General features: G+C 73.2%; 14 protein-coding genes. 11 read left to right on the top strand and 3 right to left on the bottom strand.

Going from position 1 to position 18,073, the window contains the following annotated elements:
• The first annotated feature begins 80 nt into the window (after nt 1–80).
• The 3 genes from OG689_RS02830 to OG689_RS02820 all read left to right on the top strand — a co-directional run bounded on the left by OG689_RS02830 (nt 81) and on the right by OG689_RS02820 (nt 4,899).
• Nucleotides 81–2,825, top strand: a complete 2,745-nt coding sequence (locus OG689_RS02830; protein WP_266317166.1) for a GNAT family N-acetyltransferase — start codon at nt 81–83, stop codon at nt 2,823–2,825.
• Nucleotides 2,822–3,544: a CBS domain-containing protein gene (locus OG689_RS02825; RefSeq protein WP_266317164.1), complete on the top strand. Its 723-nt coding sequence runs from the start codon at nt 2,822–2,824 to the stop codon at nt 3,542–3,544. Before OG689_RS02830 ends, OG689_RS02825 begins: the two co-directional genes overlap by 4 nt.
• A 659-nt stretch (nt 3,545–4,203) precedes the next feature.
• On the top strand, nt 4,204–4,899 hold the full coding sequence (locus tag OG689_RS02820) for a CBS domain-containing protein (RefSeq protein ID WP_266317163.1): 696 nt from the start codon (nt 4,204–4,206) through the stop codon (nt 4,897–4,899).
• A gap of 85 nt (nt 4,900–4,984) precedes the next feature.
• On the opposite strand, the gene ppsA is transcribed toward OG689_RS02820, so the two are convergent.
• The gene (gene ppsA, locus OG689_RS02815; RefSeq protein WP_266317162.1) at nt 4,985–7,351 is read right to left on the bottom strand and encodes a phosphoenolpyruvate synthase; all 2,367 of its coding nucleotides are present in this window, start codon (nt 7,349–7,351) and stop codon (nt 4,985–4,987) included.
• A gap of 337 nt (nt 7,352–7,688) precedes the next feature.
• Here ppsA and OG689_RS44710 point away from each other — a divergent pair, with 337 nt between their 5' ends.
• From OG689_RS44710 to OG689_RS02780, 6 genes are all read left to right on the top strand, one after another.
• Nucleotides 7,689–8,759 carry a CBS domain-containing protein gene (locus OG689_RS44710; RefSeq protein ID WP_323189244.1) on the top strand — a complete coding sequence of 357 codons (1,071 nt, stop codon included), beginning with the start codon at nt 7,689–7,691 and terminating at the stop codon, nt 8,757–8,759.
• Nucleotides 8,760–9,024: 265 nt separating this feature from the next.
• Nucleotides 9,025–9,723, top strand: a complete 699-nt coding sequence (locus tag OG689_RS02800; RefSeq protein ID WP_266317160.1) for a response regulator transcription factor — start codon at nt 9,025–9,027, stop codon at nt 9,721–9,723.
• Between the two features lie 102 nt (nt 9,724–9,825).
• Complete coding sequence (locus OG689_RS02795; protein ID WP_266317158.1) at nt 9,826–10,107, top strand: SHOCT domain-containing protein; 282 nt, start codon at nt 9,826–9,828, stop codon at nt 10,105–10,107.
• Nucleotides 10,108–10,131: 24 nt separating this feature from the next.
• Nucleotides 10,132–11,133, top strand: coding sequence for a hypothetical protein (locus OG689_RS02790; protein ID WP_266317157.1), 1,002 nt, complete (start codon nt 10,132–10,134; stop codon nt 11,131–11,133).
• Between the two features lie 148 nt (nt 11,134–11,281).
• Nucleotides 11,282–11,950: a DUF4389 domain-containing protein gene (locus tag OG689_RS02785; RefSeq protein WP_266317156.1), complete on the top strand. Its 669-nt coding sequence runs from the start codon at nt 11,282–11,284 to the stop codon at nt 11,948–11,950.
• 302 nt (nt 11,951–12,252) lie between these two features.
• The gene (locus tag OG689_RS02780; RefSeq protein ID WP_266317154.1) at nt 12,253–13,995 is read left to right on the top strand and encodes a GAF domain-containing protein; all 1,743 of its coding nucleotides are present in this window, start codon (nt 12,253–12,255) and stop codon (nt 13,993–13,995) included.
• Nucleotides 13,996–14,035: 40 nt separating this feature from the next.
• On the opposite strand, the gene OG689_RS02775 is transcribed toward OG689_RS02780, so the two are convergent.
• Nucleotides 14,036–14,998 (bottom strand): zinc-dependent alcohol dehydrogenase family protein, encoded by a 963-nt coding sequence (locus tag OG689_RS02775; protein WP_266317153.1) that lies wholly within the window; start codon nt 14,996–14,998, stop codon nt 14,036–14,038.
• Nucleotides 14,999–15,079: 81 nt separating this feature from the next.
• Here OG689_RS02775 and istA point away from each other — a divergent pair, with 81 nt between their 5' ends.
• Both istA and istB read left to right on the top strand, forming a co-directional pair.
• Nucleotides 15,080–16,345, top strand: coding sequence for an IS21 family transposase (gene istA / locus OG689_RS02770; protein ID WP_266317151.1), 1,266 nt, complete (start codon nt 15,080–15,082; stop codon nt 16,343–16,345).
• Nucleotides 16,345–17,175 carry an IS21-like element helper ATPase IstB gene (istB, locus tag OG689_RS02765; RefSeq protein WP_266317149.1) on the top strand — a complete coding sequence of 277 codons (831 nt, stop codon included), beginning with the start codon at nt 16,345–16,347 and terminating at the stop codon, nt 17,173–17,175. Before istA ends, istB begins: the two co-directional genes overlap by 1 nt.
• A 46-nt stretch (nt 17,176–17,221) precedes the next feature.
• On the opposite strand, the gene OG689_RS02760 is transcribed toward istB, so the two are convergent.
• Nucleotides 17,222–18,073 carry an IS5 family transposase gene (locus OG689_RS02760; protein ID WP_266276092.1) on the bottom strand — a complete coding sequence of 284 codons (852 nt, stop codon included), beginning with the start codon at nt 18,071–18,073 and terminating at the stop codon, nt 17,222–17,224.

Here is an 18,073-nt window from a genome sequence, read left to right as displayed (position 1 = left end):
GGCCCGCGGTACGGGCGGACGCTGGAGTCGGCCCACCACCGGGCGCCTGCCGCGGCCGGGCCGCACCCAGGGAGCCGCAGATGTCCACCGTCCAGCGTTCGCCGTCCGCCGCCGAGGCCCTGCTGGCCGACGGCACCACCGCGATCATCCGGCCACTCGTCCAGGCGGACCGGGCGGCCGCGTTCGACCTGCACGCCGTGCGGATGTCCGACGCGAGCCGCCGGATGCGGTTCTTCGGCGCCAGCCGCCTGGCACCGCGGCTCGCCGCCGACCGGCTGTGCGGGCCGCCCCGTCCCGGCTTTCTGGCGCTGGGCGCCTGGGCGGGCGGCGAGCTGGTCGGCGAGGCCGACTACGAGACCGAGGAGGGGCACGAGGACACCGCCGAGCTGGCGTTGGCCGTCGCCGACGCCTGGCAGCACCGGGGCGTCGGGACGCTGCTGATCGAGCACCTGATCCAGGCGGCGCGCGAGCGCGGCATCCACTCGATCGAGGCCGACACCCTCGCCGGCAACCGCGCGGTCCACCGGGTCTTCTCCGACCTCGGACTCCCCGTCCACCGCCGCTTCGAGCAGGGCGGGATCCGCGTGCAAGTCGCGCTGGACGAGGCCGACGAGCACTACCGCGAGGCTGTCGACGAACGCGGCCGGGCCGCCGGCGTGGCCAGTCTCACGGCGCTGCTGCGGCCCCGCTCGGTCGCGGTGGTCGGCGCCTCGCGGCGGCCCGGTTCGGTCGGCCGGGCGGTGCTGCTCAAGATCCGCCAGGGTGGGTTCGCCGGCCCGGTGTGGGCCGTCAACCCGCACGCCGGCACGGTCGCCGGTGAGCCTGCGCATCCCTCGGTCACCGACCTCCCCGCAGTGCCCGACCTCGCCGTGCTGGCCGTGCCGCCGGCCGCGGTGGCGAGCGTCGCGCAGGAGTGCGGCCGGGCCGGGGTCCGGGCCCTGGTGGTGCTCACCTCCGGTCTGGACGCCGCGACCGCCCGGCAGCTGATGCACGCCTGCCGCCGTCACAGCATGCGCCTGGTCGGCCCGAACAGCCTCGGTGTCGCGCAGACCGACCGGGCGGTCGCGCTGGACGCCGAGTTCGGCGGTGCCTTCCCGCTGCCCGGCACCGCCGGGGTGGCCGCCCAGTCGGGCGGCGTCGGCATCGCCCTGATCGAGCGGCTCACCTGGCTCGGCATCGGCGTCTCCAGCTTCGTCTCCCTCGGGGACAAGTACGACGTCAGCGGCAACGACCTGCTGCAGTGGTGGGAGAGCGACGGCCGTACCGACCTGGCCCTGCTGCACCTTGAATCCTTCGGCAGTCCGCGGGCCTTCGCCCGCACCGCCCGCCGCGTCACCCGTAGGTTCCCCGTGCTGACCGTCGACGCCGGGCGCTCCGCCGCCGGACGCCGCGGCGCCGCCTCGCACACGGCCGCCGCCGCCACTCCGACGGTGACCCGGGAGACGCTGTTCCGCCTGGCGGGCATCACCGCGGCCCGGGGCATAGCGGAGCTGGTGGAGACCGCGGCCCTCCTGCACAGCCAGCCGCTGCCCGGCACCCGCGGCACCGTCGCCGTGGTCTCCAACGCCGGGGGCGTCGGCATCCTGGCCGCGGACGCCTGCGTCGAGGCCGGGCTGGACCTGCCGACGCTTCCCGCGGACCTGGCGGCCGGTCTGCTGGCCCGTCTCCCCGACGGCGCGAGCGCCACCAATCCCGTGGACACCACCGCGGCCGCCGACCCCGCCGAACTGCGCGCCTGCGTGGACACGCTGGTCCACAGCAAGGCCGTGGACGCCCTGCTGGTCTGCCTGGTGCCGACCGCTCTGACAGTTGACGCGCACCAGGACCCCGTCCGGGCCCTGCTGGACGCACCCGCCCGACGCCGGATCCCGGTCGCCGCCGTCCGGATCAGCCAGGAGGTCCCGGTCCAGTACCTCACCTGCGCCGACGGCGGGCTCCTCCCCGTCTACGCCGACGCCGTCGCCGCCGCCCGGGCCTTCGCCCACGCCCGCGACCGGGCCCGGTGGCTGGCGGAGCCGGCCAGCCCGGAGGCCGAGGCCGCCGGCGCCGACCCCGAGGCGGCCCGAAGGCTCGCCGACGCCTTCCTCACCGCCCACCCGGACGGCGGCTGGCTCGACCCGTCCGAGACCGCCCAGCTCCTGGAGTCCTACGGGCTCCCGCTCACCACGTCCCTCTGGGCCCATGACGAACACGCCGCCGTCGTCGCCGCGCGGTCGCTGCGCCAGGTCGGCCACGACGGCAAGGTGGCGGTGAAGGCCTACTGGCCTGAGCAGGTCCACAAGAGCGCGGCCGGCGCCGTCCGCACCGGGCTGGCGAGGGAGAGCGAAGTCCGGTCGGCCTACCGCGAGTTCACCGAGCGCTTCGGCGACCGGATGGCCGGCGTCGTCGTGCAGCCGATGGCCGGACCCGGTCTGGAACTGCTCGCCGGCATCGTGCAGGACCGCGTGTTCGGCCCCCTGGTCGTCCTCGGGCTCGGCGGCACCGCCACCGACGTGCTCGACGACCGCTCGACCCGGCTCGCCCCGCTGACCGAACACGACCTCACCACGATGGTGACGGAACTGCGCAGCGCTCCGATGCTGCTGGGCCGCCCGGGAATGCCGCCGGTCGACCTGGCAGCCGTGCGGCGGGCGCTCGCCGCCCTGTCCCGGCTGGCCACCGATCTCCCCCAGCTCGCCGAGGCCGACCTCAACCCGCTGATGGCCGGGCCGGACGGACTCGTCTGCGTCGACGCCAGAATCCGCCTGGAACCGCTGCCGGTCTTCGACCCGTACCTGCGTCGACTGCGCCGGCCGCCGGACACGGACGCCCCGGAGGAACGATGAACCACAGCATGCTCGACGGCGCGCCGACCGAGTCCTTCGCCCACCTCGGCACCGCGCGGGCGCTCGGCACGGCCCTGGTCCGCGACTGGATGAGCCGGCCCGCCGTGGCCGTCGTCCCGCGCTCCGACTTCGCCAGCATGGTCACGGCGATCACCGCGTCCCGGCGGGGGGTGCTGCCCGTGGTCTCGTCGGACGGCGCACCGGTCGGTGTGGTGGCCGCCTCGGACCTGCTCGCCGCCTACGCCCGCGAGGAGGCCGGTGCCGGGCACGGGGCCGGGAGCACCGCGGGCGACCTGATGACCTCCCCCGCTGTCACCGTGACCCAGGACCGGACGGTCGGCGAGGCCGTCCGCATCGCCCGGCAGGCGTCCGTGCACCACCTGCCGGTGGTGGACGACGGCGGACGGCTGGTGGGGATACTGTCGCCGCACGACCTGCTCGACTCGCTGCGCGCGGACGACGAGGCGATCCGCACCGAGGTACTGGGCCTGGCCCTCACACCCGGTTCGGGAGTGGTGCCGAGTTCACTGCGGGTGCGGTGCGAACGGGGCCACGTCGCCGTGACCGGACGTATCCGTGGCCGGGCCGACGCCGCCGCCCTGTGCCTGGGGATCGCCGCCGTCGAAGGAGTCGCCGGTCTCACCCACCGTCTCACCTGGGACATCGACGACACCGTTGGCGGCAGCCCGGCCGGCGACGCCCCGGCCGGCGACGCCTGAGCCCACGATCGGCCACCTGCCCGGACGACGGCGGGCCGCCGCGCACCGCACGAGGACCCGTTCACCGGAGCGCGGGACCACCGCGGTCCAGCCGAGTTCGCGGTCGATCCGGTCGCGCGGCGCCCCGGCGGGCAGCCGCCCGGCCCGGCGCAGCTCGGCGAGCTGGTGCAGCACGACCTCGGTACGGTCGACGGCGAACGACGGGATCACGACTGTGCCGCCGCAGGTGAGGGTCCGCTCGATGGCACGGGCGAACCACTCGCGGGCGGCGGTCTCCTCGTGGTCGCGGTTGCTGTGGGTGGACTCCATCAGCAGCACGTCGGCGCCGCCGAACGGCTCGGCCGGGCGCAGCAGGGGGGCGGCCGCGGTCGCCGCTGGCGGCCAAGGTGTGCCCGTCCTCCAGGGTCAGGTGTGCCCAGGCGGAAGAAGGTCAGCAGACCGGGGTGGGGCCCACTGCGGCGGTGCCGCCGTCTGCCGTCATGTCTGCCTCCCTGATGCCTCCCTGATAAGCGGCCCGGATTCCCATCGTGACCCCGGAGCGGCCCGGTGTCCTGGGCCGCTCCGGCCCGGGCGGCTGGACCGAACGGCCCTGTGCGGGCCGCCGCGGGCGGGCGGACAGTGGGAGGACGGAAGGCACTACCCGCGAAGGGGTGAGGACCATGCAGCACCGCAGCGTCCGTGACGTGATGACCCAGGAGGTCGTCACCGCCGGGCCTGACACGTCGTTCAAGGAGATCGCGGGGCTCTTCCACCGCAACGACATCACCGCGATCCCGGTCGTCGACGACCAGCGGCGCCCGATCGGCATGGTTTCGGAAGCCGACCTGATTCGCAAGGAGGCCGTGCTGCCCGACCCCGAGGGACGTGCTCCCGGTCGCTGGCTGGACGCGCACGACCGCGCGCGGGCGGAGGCGGAGACCGCCGGCGGGCTGATGACCAGCCCGGCCGTCACCGCCCGCGCGGGCTGGTCGATCCCCGAGGCGGCCCGTGCGATGGACCGCCGCAAGGTGAAGCGGCTCCCGGTGGTCGACGAGGCAGGCCGGCTGGTCGGCATCGTCAGCCGGCGAGACCTGCTCCAGGTCTTCCTGCGCCATGACGCCGCGATCCGCGAGGAGATCAGGCACGACGTCCTCGGCCAGACCCTCTGGCTGGCCCCCGCCGATGTCGAGGTGAGGGTGCAGGACGGGATCGTGACGCTCACCGGGCGGTTGCCGCGCCGGAGCCTGATCCCGATCGCCGAGCAACTGTGCCGGGCGGTCGACGGTGTCGTCGCCGTCCACCAGACGCTCGACTGGACCGAGGACGACACCGACGTCCCGGTGGAGCACCCTCGCGCCTACCGCGCGGGGAGATGACCTGCGGGCAGGCACCGGGAACCGGTACGTCGTCCAAGCGGTGTACCGGAACCTGCAGCGGCCGGCGGGAGGCCGCGGGGTACGGTCATCGGGCACCGTCCTCGGCGGCCGCGACGTGCTGCTTCACGGCGGCGAAGCTGTCCGGTACCACCGAGACCGAGTCGATCCCGGCGTCGACCAGGAACCTCGTGAACTCCGGGTCGTTGCTCGGGCGCTGACCGCACAGACCGACGGTGCGCCCGGCCGCGTGGGCGGTGGCTATCAGCGCCTCGATGCTGCGGGTGACGGCCGGGTTCCGCTCGTCGAAGAGGTGGGCCAGCAGGTCGGAGTCGCGGTCGACGCCCAGAGTGAGCTGGGTGAGGTCGTTGCTGCCGATCGAGAACCCGTCGAAACGCTCCGCGAACTGCTCGGCCAGCAGGACGTTGGCCGGGATCTCCGCCATCACGTAGACCCGCAGCCCGTTCCGGCCGCGACTCAACCCGTTGTCGGCCATCACGGCGAGCACCCGGTCGGCCTCCTGCGGGGTCCGGCAGAACGGGATCATCACCACGACGTTGGTGAGCCCCATCTCGTCCCGCACCCTCAGCAGGGCCCGGCATTCGAGGGCGAAACCCTCCCGGTAGCGTTCGTCGTAGTAACGACTCGCGCCCCGCCAGCCGATCATCGGGTTCGCCTCGACCGGTTCGAACGGACCGCCCCCGGCCAGGCGGGCGTACTCGTTCGTCTTGAAGTCGCTGGTGCGCACCACCACCGGGTCCGGCCAGCGCGAGGCGGCGATCCGGGCGACCCCCTGGGCCAGCCCGTCGACGAAGTACTCCGTGCGGTCGGTGTATCCGCAGCTGAGTTCGTCGACCCGGCGGCGGTCCTCGGGGGACAGCCGCTCGGGGTGCACCAGCGCCATCGGGTGCACCCGCACCTGGTGGGCGACCACGAACTCCGTCCTGGCCAGCCCGACCCCGTCGGCCGGCAGGCGCCACCACCGGAACGCGGCGGCGGGATCGGCCAGGTTGAGCATCACCTTCGTCCGGGTCGGCGGGAGTGAGCCCAGATCGATCTCGGACTCCTCGTAGTCGACGCGCCCGGCGTACACATGCCCCTGGGCACCCTCCGCACAGGAGACCGTGACCTCCTGACGGCCGGCCAGGACCGTGGTGGCCCGGCCGGTGCCCACCAGTGCGGGCACGCCGAGTTCCCGGCTGACGATCGCCGCGTGCGAGGTCCGGCCGCCGTGGTCGGTCACGATGGCCGCCGCCCGTTTCATCAGCGGCTCCCAGTCCGGGTCGGTGATCGCCGTGACCAGCACCGACCCCGCGGGGAAGCGGTCGAGGTCGACCGGACTGTCGAGGCTGCACACCGGACCCACCCCCACAGCCTCCCCGACGGCGATCCCGTCGATCAGCCGCTCGCCGCCGCCGGACAGCCGGTAGCGCCGGAGCACCGTCCCGTGCCGCCGGGACTGCACCGTCTCCGGCCGGGCCTGCACGATGAACAGCTCCCCGGTCCGGCCGTCCTTGGCCCACTCCAGATCCATCCCACACCCGTAGTGCCGCTCCACCGCCACCGCCCACCCGGCGAGCCTGCGGACCTCGGCGTCGTCCAGTACCCGGCCGGCCCGCTCCTCGCCCGACGTCTCCACGGTGCGGGTGAGTCCTTCGTCGGCGTAGACCGCCTTGCTGCGCTTGGCACCGACCACGGCCTGGACGACGGGGTTCAGCACGTCGTCCTTGAGCAGCGGCTTGAACACCGTGTACTCGTCCGGCTCGACCTGCCCGCTGACCACCGTCTCCCCGAGCCCCCAGGCCGCGCTCACCACCACGACGTCCGGGAAGCCGGTCTCGGGGTCCAGGGTGAACATCACCCCTGCCCCGCCCAGGTCGGAGCGGACCATCAGCTGGACCCCCACCGACAACGCGACCGAGAGATGATCGAAGCCGAGGCGCTCCCGGTAGTCGATCGCACGGTCGGTGAACAGCGAGGCGAAGCAGCGCCGGCAGGTGTCGAGCAAGGCGTCGCGGCCCCGGACGTTCAGGAACGTCTCCTGCTGCCCGGCGAAGCTCGCCTCGGGCAGATCCTCCGCCGTCGCACTGCTGCGCACCGCCACATCGGGGTCGGCCCGCCCGGACCGGTGTGCCAGTTGCTCGTAGCCGGCGGCCAGCTCGCGCTCCAGCTCCGCCGGCAGGCTGGTGGCCAGCACGGCGGCGCGCACGGCGGCACCGACCTCGGCGAGCTCCCCGTCCGCGTGCAGCCGGTCGAGGAGTTCACGGATCCGCCCGCGAAGCCCCCCGGTGTCGAGGAACTCCCAGTAGGCGTCGGCGGTGGTGGCGAAGCCGTCCGGCACCCGGACGCCCTCCGGCGCGAGGTGTCCGATCAGCTCGCCCAGGGAGGAGTTCTTACCGCCGACCACGCCCACGTCCTCACGCCGAAGGCCGGCGAACCAGATCAGACGGCGCATCGCTGCTCCCACGGGGTCGGTACGGAGGCGGACGGCCGGACCGGAGTGCGACAGGGCGCTGAGCCCGGACGGCACCGCCCGGGCAACTCCGGATCCCTGACTCGTGCGTCGCCCGCCGTCTTCAGCACATCACCGGCGCCTCCCGCCCGCCAGGGCCGACCGGCCCACCCGCTCGGTACCGGGCAGCCCTGGCCCCACCCCGGCGCCGCACAGTCTCCTGGAGGCTAGGAGGTGGTCCGAGGGAGGACGTACCCAGCCGGCCGTCATGGCCGCTCACGAGCAGTTCCGGATCCGCACCCCGCGCACCCGAGATCTCGATCCCCCTGGAGCAGGAGCGATGCGAGTCGCCGATCTGATGATCACCCCACCGATTGCCGTGCTGCCGCACGCCACCGCGCGACAGGCGGCCCGCCGCATGGACGAAGAGGCCGTCGGCTGCGTGCTCGTGGCCGAGCGCGGCGTCCTCCACGGCATCCTCACCGACCGCGACCTGGTCGTCCGGGCGCTGGCCCCGCAGGCCGACCTGGAGACACCGGTGTCCGAGTTCATGTCCGCCCCCGCCGTCACGGTGGACGTGGCCGACGACCTGGAGGCCGCCTACCGGGCCTTCCGCCGGACCGGGGTACGGCGGCTGCCGGTACTCGACGGGCACCGGCTGGTAGGTCTCCTCGCCATCGACGACCTCTTCCTCGACGTCCTGCAACGCCTTTCCGACCTGCTCGGGCCACTGTCGTTCAGCGTGCTGCGGGAAGGCAGCGCCGGCCCCGGCCCCGCAGCACGCCCCCCATCCCCTCAGGAGCACGCCATGACACGCCAGTGGAACACCGTCGGTGAGGTCATGACCCACGCCGTCGTCGCCGTGGGCCGCGATGCGACCTTCCGAGAGATCCTGGACACGCTCCAGCGGTGGAAGGTCAGCGCCGTTCCCGTCCTCGCCGGTGACGGCCGGGTGATCGGCGTCGTCTCCGAGGCCGACATGCTGACCACCCAGGACCGGGAACCGGACCGCGCGGAGGCGTTCACCGCCGGTGAGATGATGTCGGAGCCGGCCGTCACGGTGCATGCGGAGAGCCCGATTGCGGAAGCCGGCCGGGCCATGGCGCGCGGCCACCTCAAACGGCTCCCGGTGGTGGACGACGAGGGCTATCTGGTCGGGATCGTGAGCCGCGGCGACCTCCTCAAGATCCACCTCCGGGACGACGAGGACCTTGCCGGCCAGGTGAAGGTCGAGCTGCTCGCGGCCCTTCCCCCGGAGCAGACGGTGGCGGTCGACGTCCGGGCCGAGGAGGGCAGGATCATTCTGACCGGCACCCTGCCGGAGGCCTCGACCGTCCCCGTCCTGGAGCGGCTGGTCCGGGCGGTCCCCGGGGTGGTGGATGTCGACGTGCGGGCCCTCGCCCCGGCCTGACGCTCCTGGGCGGCCGCCGTCCTCGCCGGTGCCGGCGGAACCCCGGCGCCGGCCGGCCCCGGAACGCTCCCACGTCTTCGGGGCTCAGCCGTCGCCATCCGGACCGCCGGTCCGCGGGTCACCCGTCCCGCCGGGCCTCCCCCGGTTGTCGCTCCGCGATGCGCCGTGCGCCGATCGGGCCGCCGGGCGTCCCGCGTCCTGCGGCGGGGCCGGGGCACGGGCACAATCGAGGCAGGTGTCCGCCGTCCGGTTCAGGAGACGATCGATGGACGTGACCGAGGCCCGCGAGGCGGGGCAGCCCCTGCGCGTGTTCCTGCTGGACGATCACGAGGTGGTGCGGCGGGGGGTGCGGGACCTGCTGGAGGCCGAACCCGACATCGAGGTCGTCGGTGAGGGCGCAACATGTGCGCAGGCACTGGCTCGCGTGCCCGCCCTTCGCCCTCGGGTCGCAGTGCTGGACGTACGGCTGCCGGACGGCGACGGGGTGTCCGTCTGCCGGGAGCTCCGTGACCGGGTGCCCGGGCTGGCGTGCCTGATGCTGACCTCCTTCGACGACGACGAGGCCTTGCTGGACGCGATCATGGCCGGCGCCGCCGGCTACGTCCTGAAGCAGGTCAAGGGCGCCGATCTGGTCAGCGCGGTGCGCACGGTGGCGTCCGGGCAGTCGATGCTCGACCCGGCCACCACCAGCAGGCTGATGGAGAGCCTGCGCCACCACGACGAGTCCGACGCGGAGGCCGCCCTGACCCTGCTGACCCCGCGCGAGCGGGAGATCCTGGTGCTGGTGGGGGAGGGGAAGACCAACCGGGAGATCGGCCAGGAGCTCTACCTCGCCGAGAAGACCGTGAAGAACCACGTGTCGCGGCTGCTCGCCAAGCTCGGTGTCGAACGCAGGCTCCAGGCGGCCGTGATCGCCGCCCACGCCGACGACGTGCAACAGCAGACCCGGCCGCACCGACCCTGATCGGCCCGGTGGTTTGAGCCGGTCGGCCCAAGCCAGGACCTGGCGACCGGGTGCACCGTGGGAAGTGAGGCGACAGCTTCCCTCCACGACCGGGAGCCTGCGATGAGGTACTGGAACGACCACGACATGGGTGGTTGGGGCTACGGCTTCATGGCCATCGGCATCCTGCTGATCCTGGGACTGCTGGTCGTCGCCACCGTCCTCCTGACCCGCCACCTCGGCCGGCTGCCCCCGCAGCGCCCACCCGACGGGCAGGCCACCCCGCCGACGTCGCCGGAACAACTGCTCGCGGAGCGTTTCGCCCGGGGCGAGATCGACGCCGACGAGTACCGCCACCGTCTCGACACCCTGAGATCCGGTCCCACCGGGCCGGTATCCGGCTGACCCCGCCGACGCAGGGAGGACGCCATGGACACCTTGGCTCTCGACGATGCGGCGCTGGGGACACTGCTCGCCGCCGCGGTCGCCGCGCCGTCCGTCCACAACAGTCAGCCGTGGCACTTCCGGCTGGACCCGGCCACCTCGACGATTCAGGTGCGGGCCCTTCGGGAACGCGCGCTGCCGGTCACCGATCCGGACGAGCGGGCGCTGCACATCTCCGTGGGGGCCGCGGTCCTCAACCTCCGCGTCGCCGCCCGCCGGATGGGCTGGGCGCCGCTGGTCCGACTGCTGCCCGACTCCACCGAACCCGACCTGCTGGCCGCCGTCGAGCTGGACGAGATGTCCCGCGCCCGGCTCGCCAGTACGGCCGAGCTGTACGGCGCGATCTGGCGACGCCACAGCGTCCGGACCCCGTTCACCGGGCAGCCGGTCCCTGCCGCCGTGCTCGACCAGCTCGCCGAGACCGCGCTGGCGGAGGAGGCACTGCTGCGCTTCCCGGTCGGTGAGGAGCGAAGCCGGCTGCTGCAGCTGACCGCGGAAGCCGAGTGGCGCAACACCACGGACCCCGTACGCAGCCGGGAGAGCCGCGGCTGGGTCCAGGGGCCCGACGCTTTCGCGTACGGCATTCCCCCCACCGCGCTCGGTCCGCAGGACAGTGCCGGTCGGATGCCGATGCGGGGCTTCCCGGTGATCAGCCCCGCGAAGCCCCCCTCGCCGGTCCCGTTCGAGACGGAGCCCTGCATCGCCGTCCTCGCCACCCGGGACGACGCGCCGGTGGACTGGCTGCACGCCGGCATCGCCCTGGAACACGTGCTGCTGGTCGCGACCACGCACCAGATCCGGGCCTCGCTCCTGCACCAGGCCATGGAATGGCCTGAACTGCGCCGCGCCGCCGGCGACCCCCGGCACGGCCCGGGCTACGCGCAGGTGCTCATCCGCCTCGGTTACGGGCCGGAAGGCCCGCCGACGCCCCGGCTCGCCGTCCCGGACGTCCTCGACCCCGATGACCACGGTCCCGACCGGCCGTGACCGTGCCCCGGCCGCCCTCGCTCCGGGAGGCGACCGGCCCCGGCTCCACGCAGGGAGCCGTCCAGCCGTCCCCGGCCGCCGAAGGGCGCCGGGAGACCGACAGCCGTGACACCGAAGAATCCGGCTGCACCCGAGGGAGATGATCCGCATGGCCTTCTCGGCGACCGGGCATCCGGTACGCGTCGACGCGCGGCTCGACCTGCCACTGTCACGCTGGTTGTGGCTGGTGAAGTGGCTCCTGGCGATACCGCACTGGATCGCGCTGTTCTTCCTCTGGATCCTCTTCGTCCTCCTCACCGTGGTCGCCTTCTTCGCGATCCTCTTCACCGGCCGCTACCCGCGCCCGATCTTCGACTTCAACCTCGGCGTGCTGCGATGGTCCTGGCGGGTGTCCTACTACGCCTACGGAGCCCTGGGCACCGACCGGTACCCGCCGTTCACCCTGGGCGAGGAGCCCGACTACCCCGCGCACCTGGACATCGCCTACCCCGAGCAGCTCTCCCGGGGCCTCGTGCTGGTCAAGTGGTGGCTGCTGGCGATCCCGCAGTACGCCCTCGTGGCGGTCTTCGCGGGCGGAGGCCGGGAGAACTGGACCGGCGGGGGCCTCGTAGGCCTGCTGGTGCTGTTCGCCGGGGTCGCCCTGGCCGTGACCGGCCGCTACCCGCTCGGGATCTTCGATCTCGTCGTCGGCCTCGACCGCTGGGTGCTGAGGGTCGCGGCGTACGCCGCACTGATGACCGACGCCTACCCGCCGTTCCGCCTGGACCAGGGGGGCTCCGAACCCGGCGGCATCCCTGGCACGGCAGGACCGCGGTGACGGCCGGGCACCGCACCGGTCTGGACCGGAGGGCTCTGTCTTCCGGTCCTCCGTACGGTCCTGGAGACTGATCTCTCGGCGTGGCCCGGCCTCGCGGCGGCCACCGTCGCGGGGTCCATCGGGTTCGTGGCGGCCCGGCTGAGCTCACGATCCGGCCGTGGCGCAGGACACCCCACCGGCTGAGACGTTCTCCGCGATTCACCACCCGGCGGAAGCAGACCGGAGGGACAGCCCAGGTCGCCCGCCCTAGTCTGGGATCCGGGGGCCGTGGAAGTTGTGACATCTCCGAACGGAGCACTGCGGTGGGCTCACCCTCGCAGCCAGGCCCCACCGACTCGGCGCGGCCGGGCCTCGACGACCTCCTGCGGACGCTGCGGTCCGGTCCGGGCACCGCGCAGGCCACCGCGCGGCGGATCCAGGACCTCCTGGAGGCGGTGCTCGTGGTCGGCCGTGACCTCGACCTCGGCCAGGCGCTCCGGCACATCGTGGAGGCCGCGGTCACCCTCGTGGACGCGGAGTACGGAGCGCTCGGTGTCATCGGCGAGGAGCAGGGGCTGTCCCGGTTCGTCCCCGTCGGAATCGACCAGGAGCGGATCGAGCGCATCGGCCCGCTCCCGAGCGGGCACGGCCTCCTGGGCGAGCTGATCCGCCACCCCGGGCCGCTCCGCCTGGCGGAGATCTCCGAGCACCCGGCCTCGTACGGCTTCCCGGAGCACCATCCGCCGATGCACAGCTTCCTGGGCGTGCCGATCCGGGTCCGCGACAGGGTCTACGGCAACCTCTACCTGACCGGGAAGCGCGGTGGCGCGGAGTTCGACGCCGATGACGAAGCCGTCCTGGAGACCCTGGCGGCGGCGGCCGGGGTGGCCGTCGACCACGCCCGGCTGTACGCGCAGGCGCGGCTGAGCGAGCGCTGGCTGGCAGCGACCGCCGAGGTCACCAACGTCCTGCTGTCGGGCAGCTCCCAGCGGGAGGTTCTCGACCTTCTGATCGCGCGGGCGGCCGACATCGCCGGCGCGGACCTGACGGTGGTGGCGCTGCCCTCCTCGGACGGCCGGAGCCTGGAGGTGAGAGTCGCTGTCGGACTGGACGCGGAAGTGCACCGGGGGCTCGTCCTGCCGACGGAGGGATCCTTCGTCGGTGCCGCCGTCCGGACCGGCGGGCTGGTCACCACCGCCGACGTGCGCAAGGACCCGAGGATCACCGTCGGGCCGCCGCCGCGGTGGGCCGGGCTCGGGCCGGCCGTGGCCGTGCCGATCGGCACGGCGGCGGGAGGGGTGCGCGGTGTGCTGATGCTGGCCCGGGCGGAGGGAAAGCCCGTGTTCGGACCGGAGGAGTCCACCCCGCTGGCGGGTTTCGCGGGGCAGGCCGCGGTGGCGATGGAACTGGCCGAGCGCCGCCGCGACTCCGAGCAGGTCGCGCTCCTCGAAGAGCGCGACCGGATCGCCCGGGACCTGCACGACCTGGCGATCCAACGCCTGTTCGCCACCGGGATGACCCTGCAGGGCGCCACCCGCTTCATCGAGCACCCCGAGGCGTCCGAGCGGGTGCTGCGGGCCATCGACGACCTCGACGAGACCGTGCGGACGATCCGCTCCAGCATCTTCGGGCTGCGGGCCAAGGACCGTGGACCGGTCGCGCACGGGCTGCGGGGAAGGGTGGTCGCCACCGTCGACCGGGCGGCCGCCGGCCTCGGCTTCGCCCCCGCACTGAGGATGGAGGGCCTGCTGGACCTCCGGGTGCCCCCGCCGGTGGGGGACGCGCTCGTCGCGGTCCTGGAGGAAGCCCTGTCGAACGCCGTCCGCCACGCGCGCGCCCACAACGTCCAGGTGGACCTGAGCGCGGACGGCGAGCTGAAGCTCACGGTCACCGACGACGGGATCGGCCTCCCACCAGGCGGCCCCCGAAGCGGGCTGGCCAACCTCGAGGAGCGGGCACTACGCCTCGACGGGAGCTTCCAGGCCGGTGCGGGCCCCGACGGCGGGACCCGGCTGGAATGGCGGGTACCGCTCCCCGGGCCGGAACGAGGGACGCCCCCGGGCTGAACCGCACGGCGTGCCGGGTCCGCCGCCGGTTCACCCGGCGTCAGTCCGCGATCAGGACGGCGACACCGGTGACCCGGTCGGCCGCCAGGTCCGCCAGTGCCCGGTCGGCCCGGTCCATGGAGTACCGCTGGACGTGGACCGCCGGGCGGTGCAGGGCGGCCTCGGCGAGGTAGGCGCGGCCGTCCTCCCGGGTGTTGGCGGTGACGCTGCGCAGCGTCCGCTCCTGGAAGAGGTGCCGTTGGTAGTCGAGCCCGGGAATGTCCGTGAGATGGATTCCGGCCACCGCCAGTGTGCCGCCGCGGTCCAAGGCGGACAGTGCCACCGGCACCAGCTCACCGACCGGCGCGAACAGGATCGCGGCGTCGAGCGGCGCCGGCGGGACGCCGTAGGCGTCGCCGGCGGATGCCGCTCCCAGCTCCAGCGCCAGCCGCCGGGCCTCCTCGGCCCGGGTGAGGACGTGCACGGTTGCGCCCCGGGCGAGGGCGAGCTGTGCGGTCAGATGGGCGGACGCCCCGAACCCGTAGATCCCCAGCCTGCCGCCGGGAGGCAGTTCGGCCCGCTCCAGGGCCCGGTAGCCGATGATCCCGGCGCACAGGAGCGGAGCCAGTTCCTCGTCCGGAAGCCCTTCGGGCAGCCGGTAGGCGAAGCGGGCGTCGGCCACCGTGTACCCGGCGTAGCCGCCGTGCAGGTCCCAGCCCGTGTACCGGGAGGCCGGGCAGAGATTCTCCCGGCCCGCCAGGCAGTACCGGCACCGGCCGCAGGTGCCCGCCAGCCAGGCCACGCCGACCCGGTCGCCGGGAGAGAAGTCCTGAACCCCCGGACCGCAGCGAAGAACACGACCCACGACCTCGTGGCCCGGGGTGCACCGCGGCGTGCGCGGCGGGAGGTCGCCCTCGGCGAGGTGGAGGTCCGTCCGGCACACACCACAGGCGGCCACCTCGATCTGCAGCTCCCACGGACCGGGCGCCGGGACGGTGTCGGCAACGGGTGAAACGAGGACCACGAACGGCGGATCAAAAGCGGGCCGCTCTGCGATCTCTTGATCATCCTGACTTCAATGATCTGAGGTCAGGAGGAAGAGAGGGTGATCCGCGTGGAGGACTGGGCCGAGATTCGTCGATTGCACCGGGCGGAGGGACTGTCCGCCCGAGCCGTGGCCCGACAGCTGGGGATCTCCCGTGGCACCGTGTTGCGCGCGCTGGCCTCGGACCGGCCACCGAAGTACCAGCGGCCGCTGAAGGGCTCGGCGGTCGATGCGGTGGAGCCGGCGATCCGTGAGCTGCTGAAGCAGACGCCGACGATGCCGGTCACGGTGATCGCGGAGCGCATCGGCTGGGAGCGCGGGCTGACGATCCTGCGCGAGCGGGTCCGCGAGCTGCGGCCGGCCTACCTGCCCGTCGACCCGGTCTCGCGGACCGTCTACCGGCCCGGCGAGCTCGCACAATGCGACCTGTGGTTCCCGCCGGTCGACATCCCACTCGGCTACGGCCAGGCCGGGCGCCCACCCGTGCTGGTCCTCGTCTCCGGCTACTCGCGGGTCATCACGGCCCGGATGCTGCCCTCCCGGCAGAGCGGCGACCTGATCGACGGCCACTGGCGCCTGCTCACCGCCTGGGGCGCCGTCCCGAAGATGTTGGTCTGGGACAACGAGGCGGGCGTCGGCAAAGGCAGGCTGACCAGCGAGTTCGCCGCGTTCGCCGGACTTCTGGCGGTCAAGGTCCACCTCTGCCGGCCCCGCGACCCGGAGGCGAAGGGCCTGGTCGAGCGCGCCAGCGGCTACCTGGAGACCAGCTTCCTGCCCGGACGCACCTTCACCGGCCCCGACGACTTCAACACCCAGCTGAGCGCCTGGCTGCAGATCGCCAACCGCAGACAGCACCGCTCCATCGCCGCCCGGCCGGTCGACCGCTGGGAGGCCGACCGCGCCGCGATGCTCACCGTCCCGCCCGTCGGCCCGCCCAACTGGTGGCGCTTCCACACCCGCATCGGCCGCGACCACTACATCCGCGTCGACACGAACGACTACTCCGTCCATCCCCGCGCCATCGGCAGGACGGTCATGGTCCGCACGGACACCGAGGAGGTCACCGTCATCTGCGACAACGACATCGTGGCCCGGCACACCCGCTGCTGGGCCAGACACCAGACCCTCACCGACCCCGAGCACGCCGCCGCGGCCGACGTCATGCGCGGCGAGGTGATCCACCAGCACGCCGCCCGAGCGGCCACCGCCCGGGCCGCCCTGCTGGCCCCGGACAGCCTCGGCATCGAGGTCGAGCAACGCGAACTGGGCACCTACGACCGCATGTTCACCCTCATCGAGGGCGGCGCCGGCAAGGAGGACACCTGATGACCCGCACCGCGAAGGCCACTGCCGACGCGGCGAAGGCAGACAGCCCCACGGCCCGCACGGGCCGGCAGACCGCCGCCGACCTGGCCTTCCTCGCCCGCGCCATGAAGGCCCCCGCACTGCTGGACGCCGCCGAACGCCTGGCCGAGCGCGCTCAGGCCGAGTCCTGGACCCACACCGAGTACCTGGTCGCCTGCCTGCAGCGCGAGGTCTCCGCCCGCGACAGCCACGGCGGCGAGGGCCGCATCCGCGCCGCCCGCTTCCCCGCGGTCAAGACCATCGAGGAACTCGACCTCGCCCATCTGCGGGGCATGACGCGCCAACAACTCTCCCATCTGGGAACATTGGACTTCATAGCGGCCAAGGAGAACGCCGTTTTTCTGGGGCCGCCGGGCACCGGCAAGACGCACCTGGCCACCGGCCTCGCGGTCCGGGCCTGCCAGGCCGGGCACCGCGTCGCCTTCGCCACCGCTACCCAGTGGGTCGACCGCCTCGCCGCCGCCCACCACACCGGCCGCCTCCAGGACGAACTCGTCAAGCTCAGCCGCTACCCGCTGATCGTGATCGACGAGGTCGGCTACATCCCCTTCGAGGCCGAGGCAGCGAACCTGTTCTTCCAGCTGATCTCGAACCGATACGAGAGGGCCAGCGTGATCGTCACCTCGAACAAGCCCTTCGGACGCTGGGGAGAGACCTTCGGCGACGAGACCGTCGCAGCCGCCATGATCGACCGACTCGTCCACCACGCCGAGGTCCACTCCCTCAAAGGAGAGTCCTACCGCATGCGCGGCCGCGAACTCGGCCGCACCCCGACCACCAACAACGACTGAACAAGACTGCACAACGGCTCCCGATTAAGACCGACCGGCAAATGGATCACTTGAGGCGTCGGGTGGTGGGCCGGCCGTCCCAGCGGTAGCGGCTCGTTGCCCGGCGGATCAGCATGCGGAGCGTGACGAGGGCGGCGGCGAGGTAGAGGTAGAAGTCCACGACGCTGCCGCTCCTCTCGGTGCAGCGCCGGAGCTTGCCGTAGTCGTTCATCCACGAGTGCGTGCGCTCGACCACCCAGCGCTTGCCGGCCTGGATCGGGGCGGGCACGCCCTTGCGGGCGATCTCCGCGGTGAAGCCCAACTGGGCTATCAGCGAACGGGACTTGGCGCTGTCGTAGCCGCGGTCGAGGTTGACGTTGACGGCTTCCGGCAGCGCGCCGACCTGGTCCTTGGCGGCGTCCAGGGTCGGGCCGAGCAGGGGCGAGTCGTGCCGGTTGGCCCCGTCGGAGACGATCCCGAGCGGGACGCCGCAGGCGTCGGTGGCGACGGAGCGCTTCAGACCCTGCTTGCCCCGGTCGACCGGCGAGCGCCCGGCCTTGTCACCGCCGGACGGGGCCTTGGTGATACAGCCATCCACCGAGATCTCGCCCAGACCGAGGCCGATCATCCGGTCGTAGGCCTCGAGCGCGAGAGCGTGCACAGATTCGGAAATCCCTTGCTCGGCCCACTCTTTGACACGCCGCCTGATCGTGCGGTCGGAGCATCCAGGGGTGGAGACGCGCTCGTAGCCGGAGCCGTGGACCAGCGCGAGCACGATGTGCTCGAAGACCGTCCGGTCAGCGATCCGGCGGCGGTGGCAGCCCAGCGGATGGTTCGCGACGAACGCTTCCCGGGCAGGCAAGAGTGCAGCGAACTGGTCCCAGAGGGGTTCGAGCAGGCAAGATGGCAGCGCGGGCAC

Source organism: Kitasatospora sp. NBC_00240 (assembly GCF_026342405.1).
Classification (GTDB): Bacteria; Actinomycetota; Actinomycetes; order Streptomycetales; family Streptomycetaceae; genus Kitasatospora.
This window is presented reverse-complemented; position numbering and strand designations above follow the sequence as displayed.

Bases quoted from the DNA above. Each gene is read 5' to 3' on its own strand.
- OG689_RS02830 (WP_266317166.1), top strand. From the start codon at position 81: ATGTCCACCGTCCAGCGTTCGCCGTCCGCCGCCGAGGCCCTGCTGGCC.
- OG689_RS02800 (WP_266317160.1), top strand. From the start codon at position 9,025: ATGGACGTGACCGAGGCCCGCGAGGCGGGGCAGCCCCTGCGCGTGTTC.
- OG689_RS02825 (WP_266317164.1), top strand. From the start codon at position 2,822: ATGAACCACAGCATGCTCGACGGCGCGCCGACCGAGTCCTTCGCCCAC.
- ppsA (WP_266317162.1), bottom strand. From the start codon at position 7,351: ATGCGCCGTCTGATCTGGTTCGCCGGCCTTCGGCGTGAGGACGTGGGC.
- OG689_RS02820 (WP_266317163.1), top strand. From the start codon at position 4,204: ATGCAGCACCGCAGCGTCCGTGACGTGATGACCCAGGAGGTCGTCACC.
- OG689_RS02795 (WP_266317158.1), top strand. From the start codon at position 9,826: ATGAGGTACTGGAACGACCACGACATGGGTGGTTGGGGCTACGGCTTC.
- OG689_RS44710 (WP_323189244.1), top strand. From the start codon at position 7,689: ATGCGAGTCGCCGATCTGATGATCACCCCACCGATTGCCGTGCTGCCG.
- OG689_RS02790 (WP_266317157.1), top strand. From the start codon at position 10,132: ATGGACACCTTGGCTCTCGACGATGCGGCGCTGGGGACACTGCTCGCC.
- OG689_RS02785 (WP_266317156.1), top strand. From the start codon at position 11,282: ATGGCCTTCTCGGCGACCGGGCATCCGGTACGCGTCGACGCGCGGCTC.
- istB (WP_266317149.1), top strand. From the start codon at position 16,345: ATGACCCGCACCGCGAAGGCCACTGCCGACGCGGCGAAGGCAGACAGC.